The sequence below is a fragment of the Streptomyces sp. NPDC053426 genome, assembly GCF_055585405.1.
The window spans coordinates 131,024-150,721 of record NZ_JBVJKE010000003.1 but is presented as its reverse complement, the minus strand read 5'-3'; the positions used below and the strand labels follow the sequence as shown (position 1 = coordinate 150,721).

Below are 19,698 nucleotides of genomic sequence, written 5' to 3'. Positions count from 1 at the left end.
TTAAGGTGAGCAGTATTGGATGTCGGCGGACACGGGTGCCGCCGGTCTTCGCGAGGAGGACTGCGGTGAGCGAGACGAGCCCCAAACTGCGCGCCGAGCTGGAGGGGATCCCCACGTACAAGCCGGGCAAGCCGGCGGCGGCCGACGGACCGGTGGCGTACAAGCTGTCCTCCAACGAGAACCCCTATCCGCCGCTGCCGGGCGTGATGGAAACCGTGGCGGCCGCGGCCTCCTCCTTCAACCGCTACCCGGACATGGCCTGTACGGCCCTGATGGCCGAGCTGTCCGAGCGCTTCGGCGTCCCGGCGTCCCACGTGGCCACGGGCACCGGCTCGGTCGGTGTCGCCCAGCAGCTGCTGCAGGCCACCTCGGGCCCCGGCGACGAGGTGATCTACGCCTGGCGGTCCTTCGAGGCGTACCCGATCATCACGCAGATCAGCGGTGCCACCTCGGTCAAGGTGCCGCTGACCCCGGGCGATGTGCACGACCTGGACGCGATGGCCGAGGCGATCACCGACCGGACCCGGCTGATCTTCGTCTGCAACCCCAACAACCCGACCGGAACGGTCGTACGGCGGGCCGAGCTGGAGCGCTTCCTCGACCGGGTGCCGAGCGATGTCCTGGTGGTGCTCGACGAGGCCTACCGCGAGTTCATCCGGGACACCGAGGTGCCGGACGGCGTCGAGATCTACCGTGAGCGGCCCAACGTCTGCGTCCTGCGGACCTTCTCCAAGGCGTACGGCCTGGCGGGGCTGCGCGTCGGCTTCGCCATCGCCCACGAGCCGGTGGCGGCGGCGCTGCGCAAGACGGCGGTGCCGTTCGGGGTGAGCCAGATCGCGCAGGACGCGGCGATCGCCTCGCTGCGCGCCGAGGACGAGCTGATCGGCCGGGTCGGCTCGCTGGTCTGTGAGCGCAACCGCGTGATGGACGCGCTGCGGGACCAGGGCTGGACGGTGCCCGAGACGCAGGCCAACTTCGTCTGGCTGCGGCTGGGGGAGCGCACGGTGCCGTTCGCGCAGGCGTGCGAGCAGGCGGGTGTGGTCGTCCGGCCGTTCCCCGGGGAGGGCGTGCGGGTCACGGTCGGCGAGACCGAGGCGAACGACATCTTCCTGAAGGTGACGGAAGGCTTCCGCAGGCAGCTCTGACCAGCGCGTACGCCCAGGCGGTCGGTGGCTTGCCCACCGGCCGCCTTCGTGTGTGCCGGAAGTGCGCGCAGAGGGGTTGACGTCACAGGGGACCCCCCTTCCCGGTCAGAAAAGCAGTAGGTCATAATTGCTTGTGAATGTGAACGCGTTCACAAGCGCATCCCGTTTTCTTCCGAGATGTCGGGGACGAACGGGATCAAGCTGGCCGCCGCGACCACGGCGAAGTAAGGAGCGACGACGTGGATCTGGCTCTGGCGCCGGAGACCCTGGCGCGATGGCAGTTCGGTATCACCACCGTCTACCACTTCCTCTTCGTTCCCCTGACGATCTCGCTCGCCGCCCTCACCGCGGGGCTGCAGACCGCCTGGGTGCGCACGGAGAAGGAGAAGTACCTCAAGGCGACGAAGTTCTGGGGCAAGCTCTTCCTGATCAACATCGCGATGGGTGTGGTCACCGGCATCGTGCAGGAGTTCCAGTTCGGCATGAACTGGTCCGACTACTCGCGGTTCGTCGGTGACGTCTTCGGTGCCCCGCTCGCCTTCGAGGCCCTGATCGCCTTCTTCTTCGAGTCCACCTTCATCGGCCTGTGGATCTTCGGCTGGGACAAGCTGCCGAAGAGGATCCACCTGGCCTGCATCTGGATGGTCTCGATCGGCACCCTGCTGTCGGCGTACTTCATCCTCGCCGCCAACTCCTGGATGCAGCACCCGGTCGGCTACCGGATCAACGAGGAGAAGGGCCGCGCCGAACTCACCGACTTCTGGCTGGTGCTCACCCAGAACACCACCCTCAACCAGGTCTTCCACAGCTTCTCGGCGGCCTTCCTGACCGGCGGCGCCTTCATGGTGGGCATCGCCGCCTTCCACCTGATGCGGGGGAAGCACATCCCCGTGATGCGGACCTCGCTCCGGCTCGGCCTGGTCACCCTGGCCGTCGGCGGCCTGTTCACCGCGATCAGCGGCGACACCCTCGGCAAGGTCATGTACGAGCAGCAGCCGATGAAGATGGCCGCCGCCGAGGCCCTGTGGGACGGCGAGGAACCGGCACCGTTCTCCGTGTTCGCCTACGGCGACGTCGACAAGGGCCACAACAAGGTCGCCCTGGAGATCCCCGGCCTGCTGTCCTTCCTCGCCCACAGCGACTTCGAGTCGTACGTGCCCGGCATCAACGACACCAACGAGGCCCTCCAGGAGAAGTTCGGCCCCGGCGACTACAAGCCCATCGTCCCGGTCGCCTACTGGGGCTTCCGCTGGATGATCGGCTTCGGCATGGCCTCCTTCTCGCTCGGCCTCCTCGGCCTGTGGCTCACCCGCAAGAAGTTCCTGCTGCCGGCCGCCCACCGCACCGGGGAGGACGAGGTCCCGCGCCTGGTGCTGCTGAAGCAGCCGCTCGGCTCCCGGCTCACCCGGCTGTACTGGCTCCTGGCGCTGTGGACCATGGCGTTCCCGCTGATCGCCAACGCCTGGGGCTGGATCTTCACCGAGATGGGCCGGCAGCCCTGGGTGGTCTACGGAGTGATGCGGACCGAGGACGCGGTCTCCCCCGGTGTGTCCACGGCCGAGGTCATCACCTCGATGTCCGTCTTCACCCTGCTCTACGCCGTCCTGGCCGTCATCGAGGTCAGGCTGCTCGCCAAGTACGTCAAGGCGGGCCCGCCCGAGCTCGGCGAGTCCGACCTCAACCCGCCCACGAAGCTCGGCGGCGACCACCGTGACGCCGACCGGCCGATGGCCTTCTCGTACTAGGCAGAGGGAGCCGCACCGTCATGGAACTGCACGACGTCTGGTTCGTCCTGATCGCCGTCCTGTGGACCGGCTACTTCTTCCTGGAGGGCTTCGACTTCGGGGTCGGCATCCTCACCCGGCTGCTCGCCCGCGACCGCGCCGAGAAGCGAGTGCTGATCAACACCATCGGCCCCGTCTGGGACGGCAACGAGGTGTGGCTGCTCACGGCCGGCGGCGCGACCTTCGCCGCCTTCCCCGAGTGGTACGCCACCCTCTTCTCCGGCTTCTACCTGCCCCTGCTGCTCATCCTGGTCTGCCTGATCGTCCGCGGTGTCGCCTTCGAGTACCGGGCGAAGCGGCCGGAGGAGAACTGGCAGCGCAACTGGGAGACGGCGATCTTCTGGACCTCGCTGCTCCCGGCCTTCCTGTGGGGCGTGGCCTTCGGGAACATCGTGCACGGCGTGAAGATCGACGCCGAGTTCGAGTACGTGGGGAACGTCTGGGACCTGCTCAACCCGTACGCGCTGCTGGGCGGCCTGGTCACCCTGACGCTGTTCACCTTCCACGGGACGGTGTTCACGGCGCTGAAGACGGTCGGTGAGATCCGGGAGCGGGCACGGAGGCTGGCCCTGCGCGTCGGTCTCGTCACGGCCGTACTGGCGTCGGCCTTCCTGCTGTGGACACAGGCCGACCGCGGTGACGGCACCAGCCTGGCCGCGCTGGTCGTGGCGGTCGCCGCGCTGGTCGCCGCCCTGCTGGCGAACCAGGCGGGCCGCGAAGGATGGTCGTTCACCCTGTCCGGTGTCACCATCGTGGCGGCCGTGGCGATGCTCTTCCTGACGCTGTTCCCGAACGTCATGCCGTCCACGCTGGACGCCGACTGGAGCCTGACCGTCACCAACGCCTCCTCCAGCCCCTACACCCTGAAGATCATGACCTGGCTCGCGGTGATCGCCACGCCGGTGGTGCTGCTCTACCAGGGCTGGACGTACTGGGTGTTCCGCAAGCGGATCGGCACCCAGCACATCGCCGATCCCGTGCACTGAGGTGTGTTTCACGTGAAACCGATCGACCCGCGCCTGCTCCGGTACGCCCGCGCCACCCGTGGCTTCCTGGCGGCGGTCGTCGGCCTGGGCGCCCTCGGGGCGGTGCTGGTCATCGCCCAGGCCATGCTCATCGCCGAGATCGTGGTGGGCGCGTTCCAGGACGGACTGTCCGCCGGGGAACTCGGCACTCCCCTGCTGCTTCTCGTCGTCGTCGCACTCGGCCGCGGTCTGGTCGGCTGGCTGACCGAGCTGGCCGCGCACCGGGCGAGCGCCGCGGTGAAGTCGGAGCTGCGGGGCCGGCTGCTGGAGCGGGCGACGGCGCTGGGACCGGGATGGCTGGACGGGCAGCGCACCGGATCACTGGTCGCCCTGGCCACCCGTGGGGTCGACGCCCTCGACGGCTACTTCTCGCGCTACCTCCCCCAGCTGGGACTCGCGGTGGTCGTCCCGGTGGCGGTGCTGGCGCGGATCGTCACCGAGGAGTGGGTCTCGGCGGCGATCATCGTGGGCACCCTGCCGCTCATCCCGGTCTTCATGGTGCTGATCGGCTGGGCCACCCAGTCCCGGATGGACCGTCAGTGGCTGGTGCTGTCCCGGCTGTCGGGCCACTTCCTGGACGTCGTCGCCGGACTGCCGACGCTGAAGGTCTTCGGACGGGCCAAGGCGCAGGCGGAGTCGATCCGCCGGATCACCGCCGAGTACCGGCGGGCGACCATGCGGACGCTGCGGATCGCCTTCATCTCCTCCTTCGCGCTGGAACTGCTCGCCACGCTGTCGGTGGCGCTGGTCGCCGTGACGATCGGCATGCGGCTCGTCCACGGCGAGCTGGACCTCTACACCGGTCTGCTCGTCCTGACCCTGGCGCCCGAGGCCTATCTGCCGCTGCGGCAGGTCGGCGCCCAGTACCACGCGGCGGCGGAAGGGCTGGGGGCGGCCGAGGACATCTTCTCGGTACTGGAGACGCCCGTGCCCGCGCCGGGGACGGCAGCGGTGCCGACGGGCGCCCTCGCCTTCGAGGGCGTGACGGTCCGCCACCCCGGCCGGTCCACGGACGCGGTGACGGACGTGTCCTTCACCGTCGCCCCCGGGGAGACGGTCGCGCTCGTCGGACCGAGCGGCGCAGGCAAGTCGACCCTGCTGAACGTGCTGCTCGGGTTCGTCCGCCCCACCGGGGGCCGGGCGCTGATCGGGGGAGCCGACCTCGCCGGACTCGACCTCGCCGAGTGGCACGGCCGCGTCGCCTGGGTGCCGCAACGACCGCACCTGTACGCCGGGACGATCGCCGAGAACGTACGGCTGGCCCGCCCCGACGCGGACGACGACGCCGTGCGGCGCGCCCTGCGGGACGCCGGGGCGCTGGAGTTCGTGGACGCGCTGCCCGACGGCGCCGGCACCGTGCTCGGCGAGGACGGAACGGGACTGTCGGCCGGGCAGCGGCAGCGGCTCGCGCTGGCCCGTGCCTTCCTCGCGGACCGGCCCGTCCTGCTCCTCGACGAGCCGACGGCGGCGCTGGACGGCGCCACCGAGGCCGATGTCGTGGCGGCGGTGCGGCGGCTGGCTGCCGGACGGACGGTGCTGCTCGTGGTGCACCGGCCGGCGCTGCTGGCCGTCGCGGACCGGGTGGTGCGGCTCGCCGAACCGGCTCCCGCGGGCGTCCACGGGGAGCCCGTACGCCGGGCGGCCGGTCCCGCGTCGGCCGCACAGGCCGCCTTCGCGCCGGTCGGCGGGCCCGCCGGGCCCGAGGCGGACACGGCCCCGGGCGGTGTCCTCGCCCGCGTCCGTGCCCTGTCCGGCGCCCGGCGGGGGAGGATCACCCTCGCGCTGCTGCTCGGCACCCTCGCCCTGGGCAGCGCCGTCGGGCTCATGGCGACCTCCGGGTGGCTCATCTCCCGGGCCTCCCAGCAGCCGCCCGTGCTGTATCTGATGATGGCCGTGACCGCGACCCGCGCCTTCGGCATCGGCCGGGCCGTGTTCCGCTACGCCGAGCGGCTCGTGTCGCACGACGCCGTGCTGCGCATGCTGGCCGACACCCGGGTCGCGGTGTACCGGCGCCTGGAGCGGCTGGCGCCCGCCGGGCTGCGCGGCACCCGCCGGGGCGACCTGCTCTCCCGGCTGGTCTCCGACGTGGACGCGCTCCAGGACTACTGGCTGCGCTGGCTGCTGCCGGCCGGCGCGGCCGTCGCCGTCTCCGCCCTGTCCGTCGGCTTCACCGCCTGGCTGCTGCCCGAGGCCGGGGCCGTGCTCGCGGCCGGGCTGCTCGCGGCGGGCGCCGGCGTGCCCCTGCTGACCGGTGCCGTGGCCCGGCGCGCGGAGCGCAGGCTGGCACCGGCGCGGGGCGCCCTCGCGACCCGCGTGACCGATCTGCTCACCGGCACCGCGGAGCTGACCGTCGCCGGTGCCCTGCCCGCGCGGGCCGCCGAGACGCGCCGGGCCGACGGCAGGCTCACCCGGATCGCCTCGCGCGCCGCCACCGCCACCGCGCTCGGCGACGGGCTCACCGCGATGGTCTCCGGACTGACCGTCACGGCCGCCGCCCTCGTCGGCGTCCAGGCCGTGGCCGCCGGCCGACTGGACGGTGTGGCCCTCGCCGTCGTCGTCCTCACCCCGCTGGCCGCGTTCGAGGCCGTCCTCGGGATGCCGCTCGCCGTGCAGTACCGGCAGCGGGTGCGCCGCAGCGCCGAGCGCGTGTACGAGGTCCTGGACGCCCCGGTCCCCGTACGGGAGCCGCGGGCGCCCCGGCAGGCGCCCGCGTCGCCGTTCCCGCTCGTGGTCAAGGGGCTGGCCGCCCGGCACCCCGGGCAGGACCGGGACGCGCTCGCCGGGGTGGACCTGACGCTGGAACGGGGCCGCCGGATCGCGGTGGTCGGCCCGTCCGGCTCCGGGAAGACGACCCTCGCGCAGGCCCTGCTGCGGTTCCTGGACCCGGAGGCGGGCGCCTACACCCTGGCCGGGGTGGACGCGTACGCCCTGGACGGCGACGACGTACGGCGGCTGGTCGGACTGTGCGCGCAGGACGCGCACCTCTTCAACAGCTCGGTACGGGAGAACCTGCTGCTCGCCAGGAAGGACGCGACCGAGGACGAGCTGCGCGACGCTCTTGGCCGGGCCCGGCTGCTGGAGTGGGCCGACGGCCTGCCCGACGGGCTCGACACGCTCGTCGGCGAGCACGGGGCGCGGCTGTCCGGCGGGCAGCGGCAGCGGCTGGCGCTCGCCCGGGCGCTGCTCGCGGACTTCCCCGTACTGGTGCTGGACGAACCCGCCGAACACCTCGACCTGCCGACCGCCGACGCGCTCACCGCCGACCTGCTGGCCGCCACCGAGGGCCGTACGACGCTGCTCATCACCCACCGGCTGGCCGGTCTGGAGGCGGTGGACGAGGTGGTCGTGCTGGACGAGGGACGGGTGGTGCAGCGCGGTCCGTACGCCGAACTGGTGGCCGCGCCGGGCCCGTTGCGGGCGATGGCCCGCAGGGAGGAGCAGGCCGGACTCCTGGTGGCGGCACACTAGCCCGGCGGACGCCTTCCGTTTGACGCCGCGTCAAGCGTGGAGGGGAAGACGGCTGTTCGGCGGTACCGCTGGTCCGTACGGGTCCAGGGGTCCCCCAGGTGTACGACATGAACAGGACCGTGCGCCGGGGCGGGGGCCAGGATCGCAGTCATGCGCTTCACCCGCCGCCATCCGCTGCTCACCGCCGTGCTGCTGTGCGCGCTCGCCGTGCTCGCCGCCCGGCCCGCCGACGGTGACGGCTCCCACGCCCCCGGTCACGGCTCCGCGTCCGGCGTCAGCGCGGAGGTGGCGCGGCTGTACGAGGAAGCGGCGGCGGCGACGGAGCGGTACGAGGCCGGCCGGCGCGAGGCCGAGAAGCAGCGGGCCGAGGGGCAGCGGCTGGAGGAGCGGCTCGACCGGGAGCGGCGGGAGATGGCCGTGCTGCACGAGGACCTGGGCCGGATCGCGAGCTCCCAGTACCGGGACGGCGGCGGGCTGCCGCTCACCGCGCACATGCTGCTCGCCGACGACCCCGAGGAGCTGATGCGCGGTCAGCGGGTGGTGCGGCAGGCGGAGGTGTCGCTCGACAAGGCGATCGGCAGGAGCGAACGGGCCGAGGCCCGGCTCGCCCGCGACGAGGCGAAGGCCGCGGCGGCGTGGAAGGAGCTGGAGGAGCGGAACACGGAACTCGCCGCCCTGCGGCAGGGCATCGAGCGGAAGCTCGAGGCGGCGCGGTGGAAGCTCCAGGGCCAGGCGGACGCCTCCGTCGCGGCCGGCGCCTGCCGCGGCGCGGTCCGCCTCGACCAGCCCCGGACGCGGTTCACCACCAGCTGGGTGGCGCCGGTGGAGACGTACGAACTGTCCGCCTCCTACGGCAGCGGCGGCGCCCGGTGGGCGAACCGGCACACCGGGCAGGACTTCGCGGTGCCGATCGGCACGCCGGTGCGGGCCGCGGGCGCCGGGGAGGTGGCGAAGGTGTCCTGCGGGGGCGCCTTCGGCATCGAGATCGTGGTCCGGCACGCGGGCGGCTACTACACGCAGTACGCCCATCTCGCGGCCGTCGCCGTCGACCAGGGGGAGCGGGTCACGCCCGGACAGTGGATCGGCCAGTCCGGCACCAGCGGCAACTCCACGGGCCCGCATCTGCACTTCGAGGTGCGGGTCACGCCGGAGACGGGGTCGGCGGTGGACCCCGTGCCGTGGCTGGCGCGGCACGGGGTGTCGCTCTGAGCTACGGGTGCTCGTTCAGCAGTCGCTCGATCACCACGGCCACCCCGTCGTCGTTGTTGGCGACCGTGCGGCCCGAGGCGGCGGCGATCACGTCCGGGTGGGCGTTGCCCATCGCGTAGGAACGGCCGGCCCAGGTCAGCATCTCGACGTCGTTCGGCATGTCACCGAAGGCGACGACCTCCTCGTGCGAGATGCCGCGCTCGGCACAGCACAGGGCGAGCGTGCTGGCCTTGGACACCCCGGGGCCGCTGATCTCCAGCAGGGCGCTGGGGCTGGAACGGGTGACGTTGGCACGGTCGCCGACGGCGAGCCGGGCCAGGGTCAGGAAGGCGTCGGGGTCGAGCTCGGGGTGGTGGGCGAGGATCTTGAGCACCGGCTCGCCGGCGGTGTGGGAGTCCGGTGCCAGCAGCTCCTCGGCGGGAGCGAGCGTGTCCGGGACCTCCATGTGCAGCTTCGGGTACGCCGGCTCCTGGTTGAAGCCGAAGGTCTGCTCCACGGCGTACACCGTGCCCGGCGCCGCCTCGCGCAGCAGCCGTACGGCGTCCAGCGCGTTCTTCCGGGGCAGCTCGCGCACCTTCACGAAGCGGTGCGCGCCGGGGCCGCCGTGCAGGTCGACGACGGCCGCGCCGTTGCCGCAGATGGCGAGGCCGTGGCCGTGGACGTGGTCGCTGACGACGTCCATCCAGCGGGCCGGGCGGCCGGTGACGAAGAAGACCTCGATGCCCGCCTCCTCGGCGGCGGCGAGCGCGGCGACGGTGCGCGGCGACACCGACTTGTCGTCGCGCAGCAGGGTGCCGTCGAGGTCGGTGGCGATGAGCCGCGGTCGGGTGGGGGCTGCCTGGGTCTCGGGCTGTCGGGTCGCTGAGGTCACCCGGCCATTGTCCCGCATATGCCCGCACGACCGTGCGGGAGTCCGCACATCTGAGTGGTTACCGCCGTCACCAGCGGTCCTTCCCGCGCCCGGGGGCGGCGGAGGTCACCGGAGCTGCGCCGGCGCCTCCATGGCGATCCGTTCGAAGACCTTCTGGTCCGCGGCGAAGTCCGAGTCGGGGATGGGCCAGTGGATCACGATCTCGGTGAATCCCAGCTCGGCGTGGCGGCCCGCGAAGTCGACGAAGGCGTCCAGGGACTCCAGCGGACGGCCCCGGTCCGGGGTGAATCCGGTGAGCAGGATCTTGTCCAGTCCGGTCACGTCCCGGCCGAGCTCGGCGCAGGCGTCGGCCAGCTTCTCCGCCTGGCCGCGAATGGCTTGAACCGACTGTTCGGGCGTGCCGTTCTCGTACAGCCGGGGATCGCCCGTGGTCACCCAGGCCTGCCCGTGGCGTGCCGCGAGCCGCAGCCCGCGCGGTCCGGTGGCCGCCACGGCGAACGGCAGCCGGGGCCGCTGCACACAGCCCGGGATGTTGCGCGCCTCGTGCGCCGCGTAGAAGTCGCCCTCGTACGACACCGACTCCTCGGTGAGCAGCCGGTCGAGCAGGGGCACGAACTCGGCGAAGCGATCGGCGCGCTCGCGGGGTGTCCAGGGCTCCTGGCCGAGCGCCGTGGCGTCGAAGCCGGTGCCGCCCGCGCCGATCCCGAGCGTGACGCGCCCGCCGGAGACGTCGTCGAGGGAGATGAGCTCCTTGGCGAGGGTCACCGGGTGCCGGAAGTTCGGCGAGGTCACCAGCGTGCCCAGCCGCATCCGGTCGGTCACGGCCGCGGCGGCGGTCAGGGTGGGAACGGCGCCGAACCAGGGGCCGTCCCGGAAGGTGCGCCAGGACAGGTGGTCGTAGGTGTACCCCGTGTGAAAGCCGAGCTCCTCGGCACGCACCCACGCCGAACGGCTGCCCTCGTGCCAGCGGCGGTACGGGAGGATCACGGTGCTCAGGCGCAGAGTCATGCCACCGAGCCTATGCGGCGAGCCGTGTTTCACGTGAAACGATCACGCCGTCCGTGTTCCGTCACCGCACCCGTGCGCTCAGCCAGGGGGTGAGGAGGATCAGGGGGACGAGCTCCTTGTGCGTCCGGTCCCCCGGCAGCGGCACGATCAGCCAGTAACCCGGCGGGAAGCGCCGCGCCCTGACGTACGCCAGTCCGTCGAACAGCGAGCGCAGGAAGGCCGGCACGTCGTCCCGGGGGATGTCGGGGCACTCCACGCCCTCGACGTCGATCAGCGCGTCGTCCTCGGGGTAGAGCCGCACACTCACCCGGGGCAGGCCACCGAACTCGATGTAGGCCTCGTGGGGGAGGGAACCGTCGGTGTCGGTGGTGACGCCGACGCCCGCCGCGGTGCGGCGCGAGGTCTGGTCCGCGCCGATGTCATGGGTGACCTCGATCTCGCGTTCGTAGAGGTGGGCGAGTCCCCGGAGCGCGGTGACGGCGGCCTCGGTGCCGGGCAGGTGGTCCATGCCGTCGATCATGCGGCCTCAGTGGCCGGCGGGGAAACGCAGATACCGGCTCGGTACGGCCCGGGTCAGCCACACGCCGTTGGCACTCATGTGGAAGACATGGCCGTCGCGGTGCATGGCGGCCGCGTCCACGGACAGGACGACCGGGCGGCCCCGGCGGGCGCCGACGCGGGTCGCCGTCTCGCGGTCGGCGGAGAGGTGCACGTCGTGCCGGTTCATGGGCCGCAGCCCCTCGGCGCGGATCGCCTCCAGGTTCCGGGCGACGGTGCCGTGGTACAGGTACGGCGGTGGGACGGCCGGTGCCAGCCCGAGATCGACCTCGACGCTGTGGCCCTGACTGGCGCGGATCCGGGTGCCCTCGACGGCGAAGCGCCGCTTGTCGTTGACGGCGACGACGTGGTCCAGTTCCTCCCGGGTGAACCGGAAGCCGTGCGCGGACGCCGCGGCGATCAGCGCCTCGATCTCGACCCAACCGCCCTCGTCCAGGGCGAGCCCGATCCTCTCGGGCTGATGGCGCAGATGCTTGGAGAGGTACTTCGACACCTTCACGGTGCGTCTTTCATCCATCCGTTCAGACTGCCGGGAGAGACACGCATCACGCGATCGATTTAGCTCCGGAGGTTTGATCCACAGCCAAGTGCGGTTATCCACAGGGGAATTGACGTCAGCTGTGGACAACCGGCCTCACATCGGCGGCTTCACCCGCGCGACTCTCCGCAGCGCCCCCGGCATCCACCGCGACAGCGCGTACGCGGTCCGCGCCTCCGGGGTGACCGGCACCACCGCCTCGTCACGCGCCACCGCCCGCAGGATCGCGGCGGCGACCTTCTCCGGCGGGTAGTTCCGCAGCCCGTACAGACGTGCCGCCCGCTTCCGCAGCCGCCGCTCCTCCTCGGCGTCCACACCCGCGAAGCGCGCGGTGGAGGTGATGGAGGTGTTCACGAACCCGGGGCACACCGCCGTCACGCCGATGTCCCGGCCCGCCAGCTCCGCCCGCAGGCACTCGCTCAGCATCAGCACCGCCGCCTTGGACGTGCTGTAGGCGGGCAGCGCCCTGGACGGCTGGAACGCCGCCGCCGAGGCGACGTTGACGATGTGGCCGCCCTGGCCGCGCTCGGCCATCCGCCGCCCGAAGAGCCGACAGCCGTGGATCACTCCCCACAGGTTGACGTCGAGGACCCTCCTCCAGTCCTCCGGGGAGGTGTCGAAGAAGGAGCCGCCCAGACCGATCCCGGCGTTGTTCACCAGGACGTCCACCACGCCGTACTCGGCGGTGACCCGCTCGGCGAGCTTCTCCATGGCCTGCTCGTCGGACACGTCCGCCGTCTCCGCCCAGGCCGCCGCCGCGCCGCGACCGCGGGCCTCCCCGGCGGTACGGGCCGCGGCCTCCGCGTCCCGGTCGACCGCCAGCACGCGCGCGCCCGCCTCCGCGAACGCGAGCGCGGTCGCCCGCCCGATGCCGCTGCCCGCCCCCGTGACCAGGACCAGCTGCCCGCCGAAGCGGTCGGCGTACCGGCCCGGAGCCACCACCTCCGGCCGGCCGTCCTCCACGGACGCCACGAACCCGCCGATCCACGTCGCCAGCAGGTCGGGACGGGTGCGCGGAATCCAGTGCCGGGCCGGCAGCGTCCGCCGCACCAGCCGCGGCGCCCACCGCTCCAGGTCCTCGTGGAGCCGCTCCGAGAGGAACGCGTCCCCCAGCGGCGTGATGAGCTGCACGGGCGCGTGCGCGTGGGCGTCGGCGCGCGGGCTGCGCAGCCGGGGCCGCACGTTGTCCCGGTAGAGCCAGGCCCCGTGGGCCGCGTCCGACGGCAGGGACGGGGTCGGATAGCCGCCGCCACCGGGCACCTTCTCGACGCGCTCCAGGATCCGCGGCCAGTACCTGCCGAGCGGGCCGCGCCAGGCGAGTTCGGGCAGCACGGGCGTGTGCAGCAGGTACACGTACCAGGACTTGGCGCCCTGGCCCAGCAACTGGCCGACCCGGCGCGGGGTGGGCCGCTTCAGCCGGCGGTTGATCCAGTGCCCGAAGTGGTCGAGCGACGGCCCCGACATCGACGTGAAGGAGGCGATCCGACCCGCGGTGCGCCCGACCGTGACGAACTCCCACGACTGCACCGAACCCCAGTCGTGCCCCACCAGATGCACCGGCCGGTCCGGGCTGACCGCGTCGGCGACGGCCAGGAAGTCGTCGGTCAGCTTCTCCAGGGTGAACCCGCCGCGCAGCGGACGCGGCGCCGTGGACCGGCCGTGGCCCCGGACGTCGTACGCCACGACGTGGAAACGCTCGGCGAGCCGGGGCGCGACCTCCGACCACACCTCCTTGCTGTCCGGGTAGCCGTGCACCAGGACGACCGTCGGCCGCCCGCGCTCACCCAGCTCGGCCACGCACAGCTCGACCCCGCCCGTACGCACCCGGCGCTCCCGCGCACCCCTCAGTCCCGTCACACCGGCGAATGTGGCAGTTGTCGCAGGGCCCGTCAACGGCGCCCCGGAGTCTGTGCATAACTCTCAGGCACGGCTTCCCCTACGGGCCCGTACGACTCCAGACGGACACCAAGACGGCTCTGCGGTCTGACGACCGGAGTGGTACGGGTCACTAGTGTCATGGACGTGACTGTGATCGCGACCGAAAGCCTGAGCAAGCGGTTCCCCCGGGTGACCGCTCTTGACCGGCTCTCCGTGGACGTCGGGCCCGGTGTGACCGGACTCGTCGGAGCCAATGGAGCCGGCAAGTCCACACTGATCAAGATCCTGCTGGGTCTGTCCCCCGCCACCGAGGGCCGCGCCGAAGTGCTCGGACTCGATGTCGCCACCGAGGGCGCCGCCATCCGCGAACGGGTCGGCTACATGCCGGAGCACGACTGTCTGCCGCCGGACGTCTCGGCCACCGAGTTCGTCGTCCACATGGCGCGCATGTCCGGACTGCCGCCCACCGCCGCGCGGGAGCGCACCGCGGACACCCTGCGCCACGTCGGCCTCTACGAGGAGCGCTACCGCCCCATCGGCGGCTACTCCACCGGCATGAAGCAGCGGGTGAAGCTCGCACAGGCCCTCGTGCACGACCCCCAGCTGGTCTTCCTGGACGAGCCCACCAACGGCCTCGACCCGGTCGGCCGCGACGAGATGCTCGGCCTGATCCGCCGCATCCACACCGACTTCGGCATCTCGGTCCTGGTCACCTCGCACCTGCTGGGCGAACTGGAGCGCACCTGCGACCACGTCGTGGTCGTCGACGGCGGCAAGCTGCTGCGCTCCAGCTCCACCACGGACTTCACCCAGAACACCACGACCCTCGCGATTGAGGTCACCGACACCGACGAGCACCCGGACGGCACCCGCGCGGTGCGCGACGCGCTCCACGCGCGCGGGGTGACCGTCGAGGACGGCAGCGGACTGCCGGGCGCCGGACACATCCTGCTGCTCACCGCGCAGGGCGAGGACACCTACGACCTGGTCCGGGACGTCATCGCGGACCTCGGCCTCGGCCTGGTGCGCATGGAACAGCGACGGCACCACATCTCCGAGGTCTTCAAGGACGACGCGGACAGCGGCGCGCAGCGGAAGGAGGCGGTCGGCCATGGCAACTGAGCAGCCCACGCGGACACCGGCCACCGCATCGGGTGACACCCGTATCCACAACATCGGCTACCGCTCCTACGACGGCCCCCGCCTCGGCCGCTCCTACGCGCGGCTCTCGCTGTACTCGCAGTCCCTGCGCGGCGCCTACGGCCTCGGCCGCTCGGTGAAGTCCAAGGTGCTGCCGATGCTGCTGTTCGTGGTGATGTGCGTGCCCGCCGCCATCATGGTCGCCGTCGCCGTCGCCACCAAGGCGAACGACCTGCCCGTCGACTACACGCGCTACGCGATCATCATGCAGGCCGTCATCAGCCTGTACGTCGCCTCGCAGGCACCCCAGTCCGTCTCGCGCGACCTGCGCTTCAAGACCGTACCGCTGTACTTCTCGCGGCCCATCGAGACCACCGACTACGTACGCGCCAAGTTCGCCGCGCTGGCGTCGGCCCTCTTCATCCTCACCGCCGCCCCCCTGCTGGTGCTGTACATCGGCGCGCTGCTGGCCAAGCTCGACTTCACCGACCAGACCAAGGGATTCGCGCAGGGACTCGTCTCCGTGGCACTGCTCTCACTGCTCTTCGCCGGCATCGGCCTGGTCATCGCGTCGGTCACCCCGCGCCGCGGCTTCGGCATCGCGGCCGTCATCGCCGTACTGACCATCTCCTACGGCGCGGTCTCCACGCTCCAGGCGATCGCGGAGGTCCAGAGCAGCGGCGACACCGCCATCGCCTGGATCGGCCTGTTCTCGCCGATCACCCTCATCGACGGCGTGCAGTCCGCCTTCCTGGGCGCGACCTCCGCCTTCCCCGGCGGGGTGGGCCCGAGCAACGCCGAGGGCGTCGTCTACGTCCTGTTCACCCTCGGCCTGATCGCCGCCAGCTACGGCCTCCTGATGCGCCGCTACAAGAAGGTGGGCCTGTGACCACGCTCAGCATCGACCACGTCTCCCGCTGGTTCGGCAACGTGGTCGCCGTCAACGACATCACCATGACCATCGGCCCCGGCGTCACCGGCCTGCTCGGCCCCAACGGCGCCGGGAAGTCCACCCTCATCAACATGATGGGCGGCTTCCTCGCCCCCTCCACCGGCACCGTCACCCTCGACGGACAGCAGGTGTGGCGCAACGAGTCCATCTACAAACACATCGGCATCGTCCCCGAACGCGAGGCGATGTACGACTTCCTCACCGGCCGCGAATTCGTCCTCGCCAACGCCGAACTCCACGGCCTGGGAGCCAAGGCGGCACAGAAGGCGCTCGCCACGGTCGAGATGGAGTACGCGCAGGACCGCAAGATCGCCACCTACTCCAAGGGCATGCGGCAGCGCGTGAAGATGGCGTCCGCGCTGGTCCACCAGCCGTCGCTGCTCCTCCTCGACGAGCCCTTCAACGGCATGGACCCGCGCCAGCGCATGCAGCTCATGGACCTGCTGCGGCGGATGGGCGACGAGGGCCGCACCGTGCTGTTCTCCTCCCACATCCTCGAAGAAGTCGAACAGCTCGCCTGGCACATCGAGGTCGTCGTCGCCGGCCGGCACGCGGCCAGCGGTGACTTCCGCAGGATCCGCCGCCTGATGACGGACCGCCCGCACCGCTACCTGGTGCGCTCCAGCGACGACCGCGCCCTCGCGGCCGCGCTGATCGCCGACCCGTCGACGTCCGGCATCGAGGTCGACATGGCGGAGGGCGCCCTGCGCGTCCAGGCCGTCGACTTCGGCCGCTTCACCGCCCTGCTGCCGAAGGTCGCGCGCGAGCACGGCATCCGGCTGCTCACGGTCTCGCCGTCCGACGAGTCCCTCGAGTCCGTCTTCTCGTACCTGGTCGCGGCGTAGGAGGCCCCTGATGTACGACCCCACAGTCGCCCGGCTCACCTACCGGGCCCTGCTCGGCCGCCGCCGGGCCCTCATCCTGGGCGCCCTGCCCCTGCTGCTGATCGCGATCTCCCTGGCGGTGCGCGCCCTCGCCGGTGCCGACGACCAGACCGCCGCCGACGTCCTCGGCGGGCTCGCGCTCGCCACCATGGTGCCGATCATCGGTGTCATCGCCGGAACCGGAGCCATCGGTCCCGAGATCGACGACGGATCGGTGGTGTACCTGCTGTCCAAACCGATCAAGCGGCCGACCATCATCTACACCAAGCTGATCGTCGCGATCGCCGTCACCATGGTGTTCTCGGCGGTGCCGACCCTGATCGCGGGTTTCGTCCTGAACGGCAACGGCCAGCAGGTCGCCGTCGCCTACACGGTGGCCGCGCTGGTCGCCTCCATCGCGTACGCGGCGCTCTTCCTGCTGCTCGGCACGGTCTCGCGGCACGCGGTGGTGTTCGGACTGGTCTACGCGCTGGTCTGGGAGGCGCTGTTCGGCTCCCTGGTGCCCGGCGCGCGCACGCTGAGCGTCCAGCAGTGGTCGCTGGCGGTGGCGCAGAAGGTCTCCGGGGGCGACCTGGTCACCTCGGACGTGGGGCTGACGACCGCGACGGTGCTGCTGGCCGCGGTCACCGTGCTGGCCACCTGGTACGCCGGGCAGAAGCTGCGGTCGCTGACGCTCGCCGGCGAGGAGTGAGGACCCCTCGCCGGTTTATTCGCTGGCGTCCGACTTGCCCGGCGGGCAGAGTGGTCGTGTCCGCATCGCCGGGAAAGTCCGGCGTCATCTGCTGGGAGAGGAGCGGGACGGTGCCCATGCACGGCACGTCCCGCTCCTGTCAGGGCAGCCCGTGGCGGACTCCGGAGCCGTCCCTACCGCTCCGTCGAGTCCGCCCGTACGGGGAGCTGCCCGGGGCGGCCGCTTCGAGCACGCGCATCTCTGGCGCGTGGGCCGCCCTTCCCGACTTCCGCCTCTTCGGAGGCGGTGCTCCGAGTCGTGGCTGGGCACGGGTGGGCGCGGGCGGCACGACTGCCCGCAGTCAGGGCAGGAGGCGTTCCAGGACCGCCGCGATGCCGTCCTCCTCGTTGGAGGCGGTCACCTCGTCGGCCACCGCCTTCAGTTCCTCGTGGGCGTTGGCCATGGCTACGCCGTGGGCGGACCAGGCGAACATCGGGACGTCGTTGGGCATGTCGCCGAAGGCGATCGTCTCCGCGGCCTTCATGCCCAGCCTGCGCGCCGCCAGTGACAGCCCCGTGGCCTTGGACAGGCCGAGCGGGAGCAGTTCGACGATGCCCTCGCCCGCCATGGTGACGGTGACGAACCCGCCCGCCGCGCGGGTGGCCGCGTCGGCGAGCTCGTCCGAGGACAGCGTCGGATGCTGGATGTACAGCTTGTTCAGGGGCGCCGTCCACAGGTCCGACGCGTCCGTGAACGGGGTCGCGGGCAGGGCGCCCACGACCTCGTAACCGGGACCGACCAGCACCTCGCCGTCCAGACCGTCGCGGCTCGCCGCCAGGTACAGCGGGCCGACCTCCGCCTCGATCTTGGCCAGCGCCACTCCGGCGAGCTGCCGGTCCAGGGTCACCGACGTCAGCAGGCGGTGCGCCCCGGCGTCGTACACCTGGGCGCCCTGGGCGCAGACGGCGAGGCCCTCGTAGCCGAGGTCGTCGAGTATGGGACGGGTCCAGGGGGCCGCGCGGCCGGTGACGACGATGTGCGCGGCGCCCGCCGCGGTGGCCGCGGCGAGCGCGTCACGGGTGCGGCGGGAGACCGAGTGGTCGCCCCGCAGCAGCGTGCCGTCGAGGTCGGTGGCGATGAGCCGGTACGGAAAGGGCGCGGGGGCAGTGCTCACTTGGTGACCGGCTCCAGGATCTCCCGGCCACCCAGGTACGGACGCAGCACCTCCGGCACGCGCACGGAACCGTCCGCCTGCTGGTGGTTCTCCAGGATCGCCACGATCGTGCGCGGTACGGCGCACAGCGTGCCGTTGAGCGTGGCCAGCGGGCGCACCTTCTTGTCCTCACGGACGCGGATCGACAGCCGGCGCGACTGGAACTCGGTGCAGTCCGAGGTCGAGGTCAGCTCGCGGTACTTGCCCTGGGTCGGGATCCACGCCTCGCAGTCGTACTTGCGCGCGGCCGAGGAGCCCAGGTCGCCCGAGGCGACGTCGATCACGCGGAACGGCAGCTCCAGCGAGGTCAGCCACTGCTTCTCCCACTCCAGCAGCCGCTGGTGCTCCGCCTGGGAGTCCTCCGGCGCGACGTACGAGAACATCTCGACCTTGTCGAACTGGTGCACGCGGAAGATGCCCCGGGTGTCCTTGCCGTGCGAGCCGGCCTCGCGGCGGAAGCAGGGCGAGAAGCCCGCGTACCGCAGCGGCAGCCGGTCGGCGTCGATGATCTCGTCCATGTGGTACGCGGCCAGCGCCACCTCGGACGTGCCGACCAGGTAGAGGTCGTCCTTGTCCAGGTGGTAGACGTCCTGGGCCGCCTGGCCGAGGAAGCCGGTGCCCGCCATCGACTGGGGGCGCACCAGCGCGGGGGTCAGCATCGGCGTGAAGCCGGCGGCCGTGGCCTGCGCCATCGCGGCGTTCACCAGGGCGAGCTCGAGCAGCGCGCCGACGCCGGTCAGGAAGTAGAAGCGGGAGCCCGACACCTTGGCGCCGCGCTCGACGTCGATGGCGCCGAGGAGCTGGCCGAGCTCCAGGTGGTCCTTGGGCGCGAAGCCCTCGGCGTCGAAGTCACGGATGTCGCCGTGCGTCTCCAGCGTGACGAAGTCCTCCTCGCCGCCGACGGGCACGTCGGGGTGGACGAGGTTGCTCAGCCTGAGCAGCAGGTCCTGGGTCTCGTTCGCGGCGGTGTCGCGGTCGGCGTCGGCCGCCTTGACGTCGGCGGCGAGCTGGCCGGCCCGCTTCAGCAGCTCGGCCTTCTCGTCGCCGGCCGCCTTGGGGATGAGCTTGCCGAGCGACTTCTGCTCGGCGCGCAGCTCGTCGAAGCGGACGCCGGACGACCTGCGCCGCTCGTCGGCAGACAGGAGGGCGTCGACGAGCGCGACGTCCTCTCCACGGGCGCGCTGCGAAGCGCGCACACGGTCGGGGTCCTCACGAAGCAGGCGAAGGTCAATCACGCGGTCAAGGCTACCGGTGCGGGGTGACGCCTCACGACTCACTATTGCGGTGCGGTGACGCGCGTTCCGTTATGAGGGAATTGTGCGCAATGTTCCGCATGGTCAATGAATGGGGCGCTC

Annotated in this window: 16 protein-coding genes; 9 read left to right on the top strand and 7 right to left on the bottom strand. The window is 71.8% G+C overall.

What is annotated here, in order from left to right:
• The first annotated feature begins 65 nt into the window (after nucleotides 1–65).
• From hisC to ACZ62B_RS07595, 5 genes are all read left to right on the top strand, one after another.
• The gene (hisC, locus tag ACZ62B_RS07615) at nucleotides 66–1,145 is read left to right on the top strand and encodes a histidinol-phosphate transaminase (RefSeq protein WP_344569838.1); all 1,080 of its coding nucleotides are present in this window, start codon (nucleotides 66–68) and stop codon (nucleotides 1,143–1,145) included.
• Between the two features lie 239 nt (nucleotides 1,146–1,384).
• Nucleotides 1,385–2,890 (top strand): cytochrome ubiquinol oxidase subunit I, encoded by a 1,506-nt coding sequence (locus ACZ62B_RS07610; RefSeq protein ID WP_344569839.1) that lies wholly within the window; start codon nucleotides 1,385–1,387, stop codon nucleotides 2,888–2,890.
• A 20-nt stretch (nucleotides 2,891–2,910) separates the two neighbouring features.
• Entirely contained in the window at nucleotides 2,911–3,915 is a 1,005-nt protein-coding gene (cydB, locus tag ACZ62B_RS07605) for a cytochrome d ubiquinol oxidase subunit II (protein ID WP_344569840.1), read from the top strand.
• Between the two features lie 12 nt (nucleotides 3,916–3,927).
• Nucleotides 3,928–7,422 carry a thiol reductant ABC exporter subunit CydD gene (gene cydD / locus ACZ62B_RS07600; RefSeq protein WP_469689415.1) on the top strand — a complete coding sequence of 1,165 codons (3,495 nt, stop codon included), beginning with the start codon at nucleotides 3,928–3,930 and terminating at the stop codon, nucleotides 7,420–7,422.
• A gap of 150 nt (nucleotides 7,423–7,572) precedes the next feature.
• Nucleotides 7,573–8,631, top strand: a complete 1,059-nt coding sequence (locus ACZ62B_RS07595) for a M23 family metallopeptidase (RefSeq protein WP_469689414.1) — start codon at nucleotides 7,573–7,575, stop codon at nucleotides 8,629–8,631.
• Between the two features lies 1 nt (nucleotide 8,632).
• Here ACZ62B_RS07595 and ACZ62B_RS07590 read toward each other — a convergent pair whose 3' ends face one another.
• The 5 genes from ACZ62B_RS07590 to ACZ62B_RS07570 form a co-directional block, all read right to left on the bottom strand.
• Complete coding sequence (locus ACZ62B_RS07590; RefSeq protein ID WP_344569846.1) at nucleotides 8,633–9,520, bottom strand: Cof-type HAD-IIB family hydrolase; 888 nt, start codon at nucleotides 9,518–9,520, stop codon at nucleotides 8,633–8,635.
• A gap of 87 nt (nucleotides 9,521–9,607) precedes the next feature.
• Nucleotides 9,608–10,510: an LLM class flavin-dependent oxidoreductase gene (locus ACZ62B_RS07585; protein ID WP_344569848.1), complete on the bottom strand. Its 903-nt coding sequence runs from the start codon at nucleotides 10,508–10,510 to the stop codon at nucleotides 9,608–9,610.
• A gap of 61 nt (nucleotides 10,511–10,571) precedes the next feature.
• Entirely contained in the window at nucleotides 10,572–11,030 is a 459-nt protein-coding gene (locus ACZ62B_RS07580; RefSeq protein ID WP_469689413.1) for a hypothetical protein, read from the bottom strand.
• A gap of 6 nt (nucleotides 11,031–11,036) precedes the next feature.
• Nucleotides 11,037–11,585 carry an RNA 2'-phosphotransferase gene (locus tag ACZ62B_RS07575; protein ID WP_468883838.1) on the bottom strand — a complete coding sequence of 183 codons (549 nt, stop codon included), beginning with the start codon at nucleotides 11,583–11,585 and terminating at the stop codon, nucleotides 11,037–11,039.
• Between the two features lie 117 nt (nucleotides 11,586–11,702).
• The gene (locus tag ACZ62B_RS07570; protein WP_469689412.1) at nucleotides 11,703–13,463 is read right to left on the bottom strand and encodes an SDR family oxidoreductase; all 1,761 of its coding nucleotides are present in this window, start codon (nucleotides 13,461–13,463) and stop codon (nucleotides 11,703–11,705) included.
• Between the two features lie 159 nt (nucleotides 13,464–13,622).
• Here ACZ62B_RS07570 and ACZ62B_RS07565 point away from each other — a divergent pair, with 159 nt between their 5' ends.
• The 4 genes from ACZ62B_RS07565 to ACZ62B_RS07550 are packed head-to-tail and all read left to right on the top strand — an operon-like array spanning nucleotide 13,623 to nucleotide 17,151.
• Nucleotides 13,623–14,606 (top strand): ABC transporter ATP-binding protein, encoded by a 984-nt coding sequence (locus tag ACZ62B_RS07565; RefSeq protein WP_344569856.1) that lies wholly within the window; start codon nucleotides 13,623–13,625, stop codon nucleotides 14,604–14,606.
• On the top strand, nucleotides 14,596–15,513 hold the full coding sequence (locus ACZ62B_RS07560) for an ABC transporter permease (RefSeq protein WP_344569858.1): 918 nt from the start codon (nucleotides 14,596–14,598) through the stop codon (nucleotides 15,511–15,513). The genes ACZ62B_RS07565 and ACZ62B_RS07560 overlap by 11 nt, the downstream gene beginning before the upstream one ends.
• The gene (locus ACZ62B_RS07555; protein WP_344569860.1) at nucleotides 15,510–16,421 is read left to right on the top strand and encodes an ABC transporter ATP-binding protein; all 912 of its coding nucleotides are present in this window, start codon (nucleotides 15,510–15,512) and stop codon (nucleotides 16,419–16,421) included. Before ACZ62B_RS07560 ends, ACZ62B_RS07555 begins: the two co-directional genes overlap by 4 nt.
• 10 nt (nucleotides 16,422–16,431) lie before the next feature.
• The gene (locus tag ACZ62B_RS07550; RefSeq protein ID WP_344569862.1) at nucleotides 16,432–17,151 is read left to right on the top strand and encodes an ABC transporter permease; all 720 of its coding nucleotides are present in this window, start codon (nucleotides 16,432–16,434) and stop codon (nucleotides 17,149–17,151) included.
• A gap of 340 nt (nucleotides 17,152–17,491) precedes the next feature.
• On the opposite strand, the gene ACZ62B_RS07545 is transcribed toward ACZ62B_RS07550, so the two are convergent.
• On the bottom strand, nucleotides 17,492–18,304 hold the full coding sequence (locus tag ACZ62B_RS07545) for an HAD family hydrolase (protein WP_469689411.1): 813 nt from the start codon (nucleotides 18,302–18,304) through the stop codon (nucleotides 17,492–17,494).
• A complete protein-coding gene (gene serS, locus ACZ62B_RS07540; protein WP_344569866.1) occupies nucleotides 18,301–19,578 on the bottom strand; it encodes a serine--tRNA ligase in 1,278 nt (425 codons plus the stop codon). Before serS ends, ACZ62B_RS07545 begins: the two co-directional genes overlap by 4 nt.
• Nucleotides 19,579–19,698: the final 120 nt, after the last annotated feature.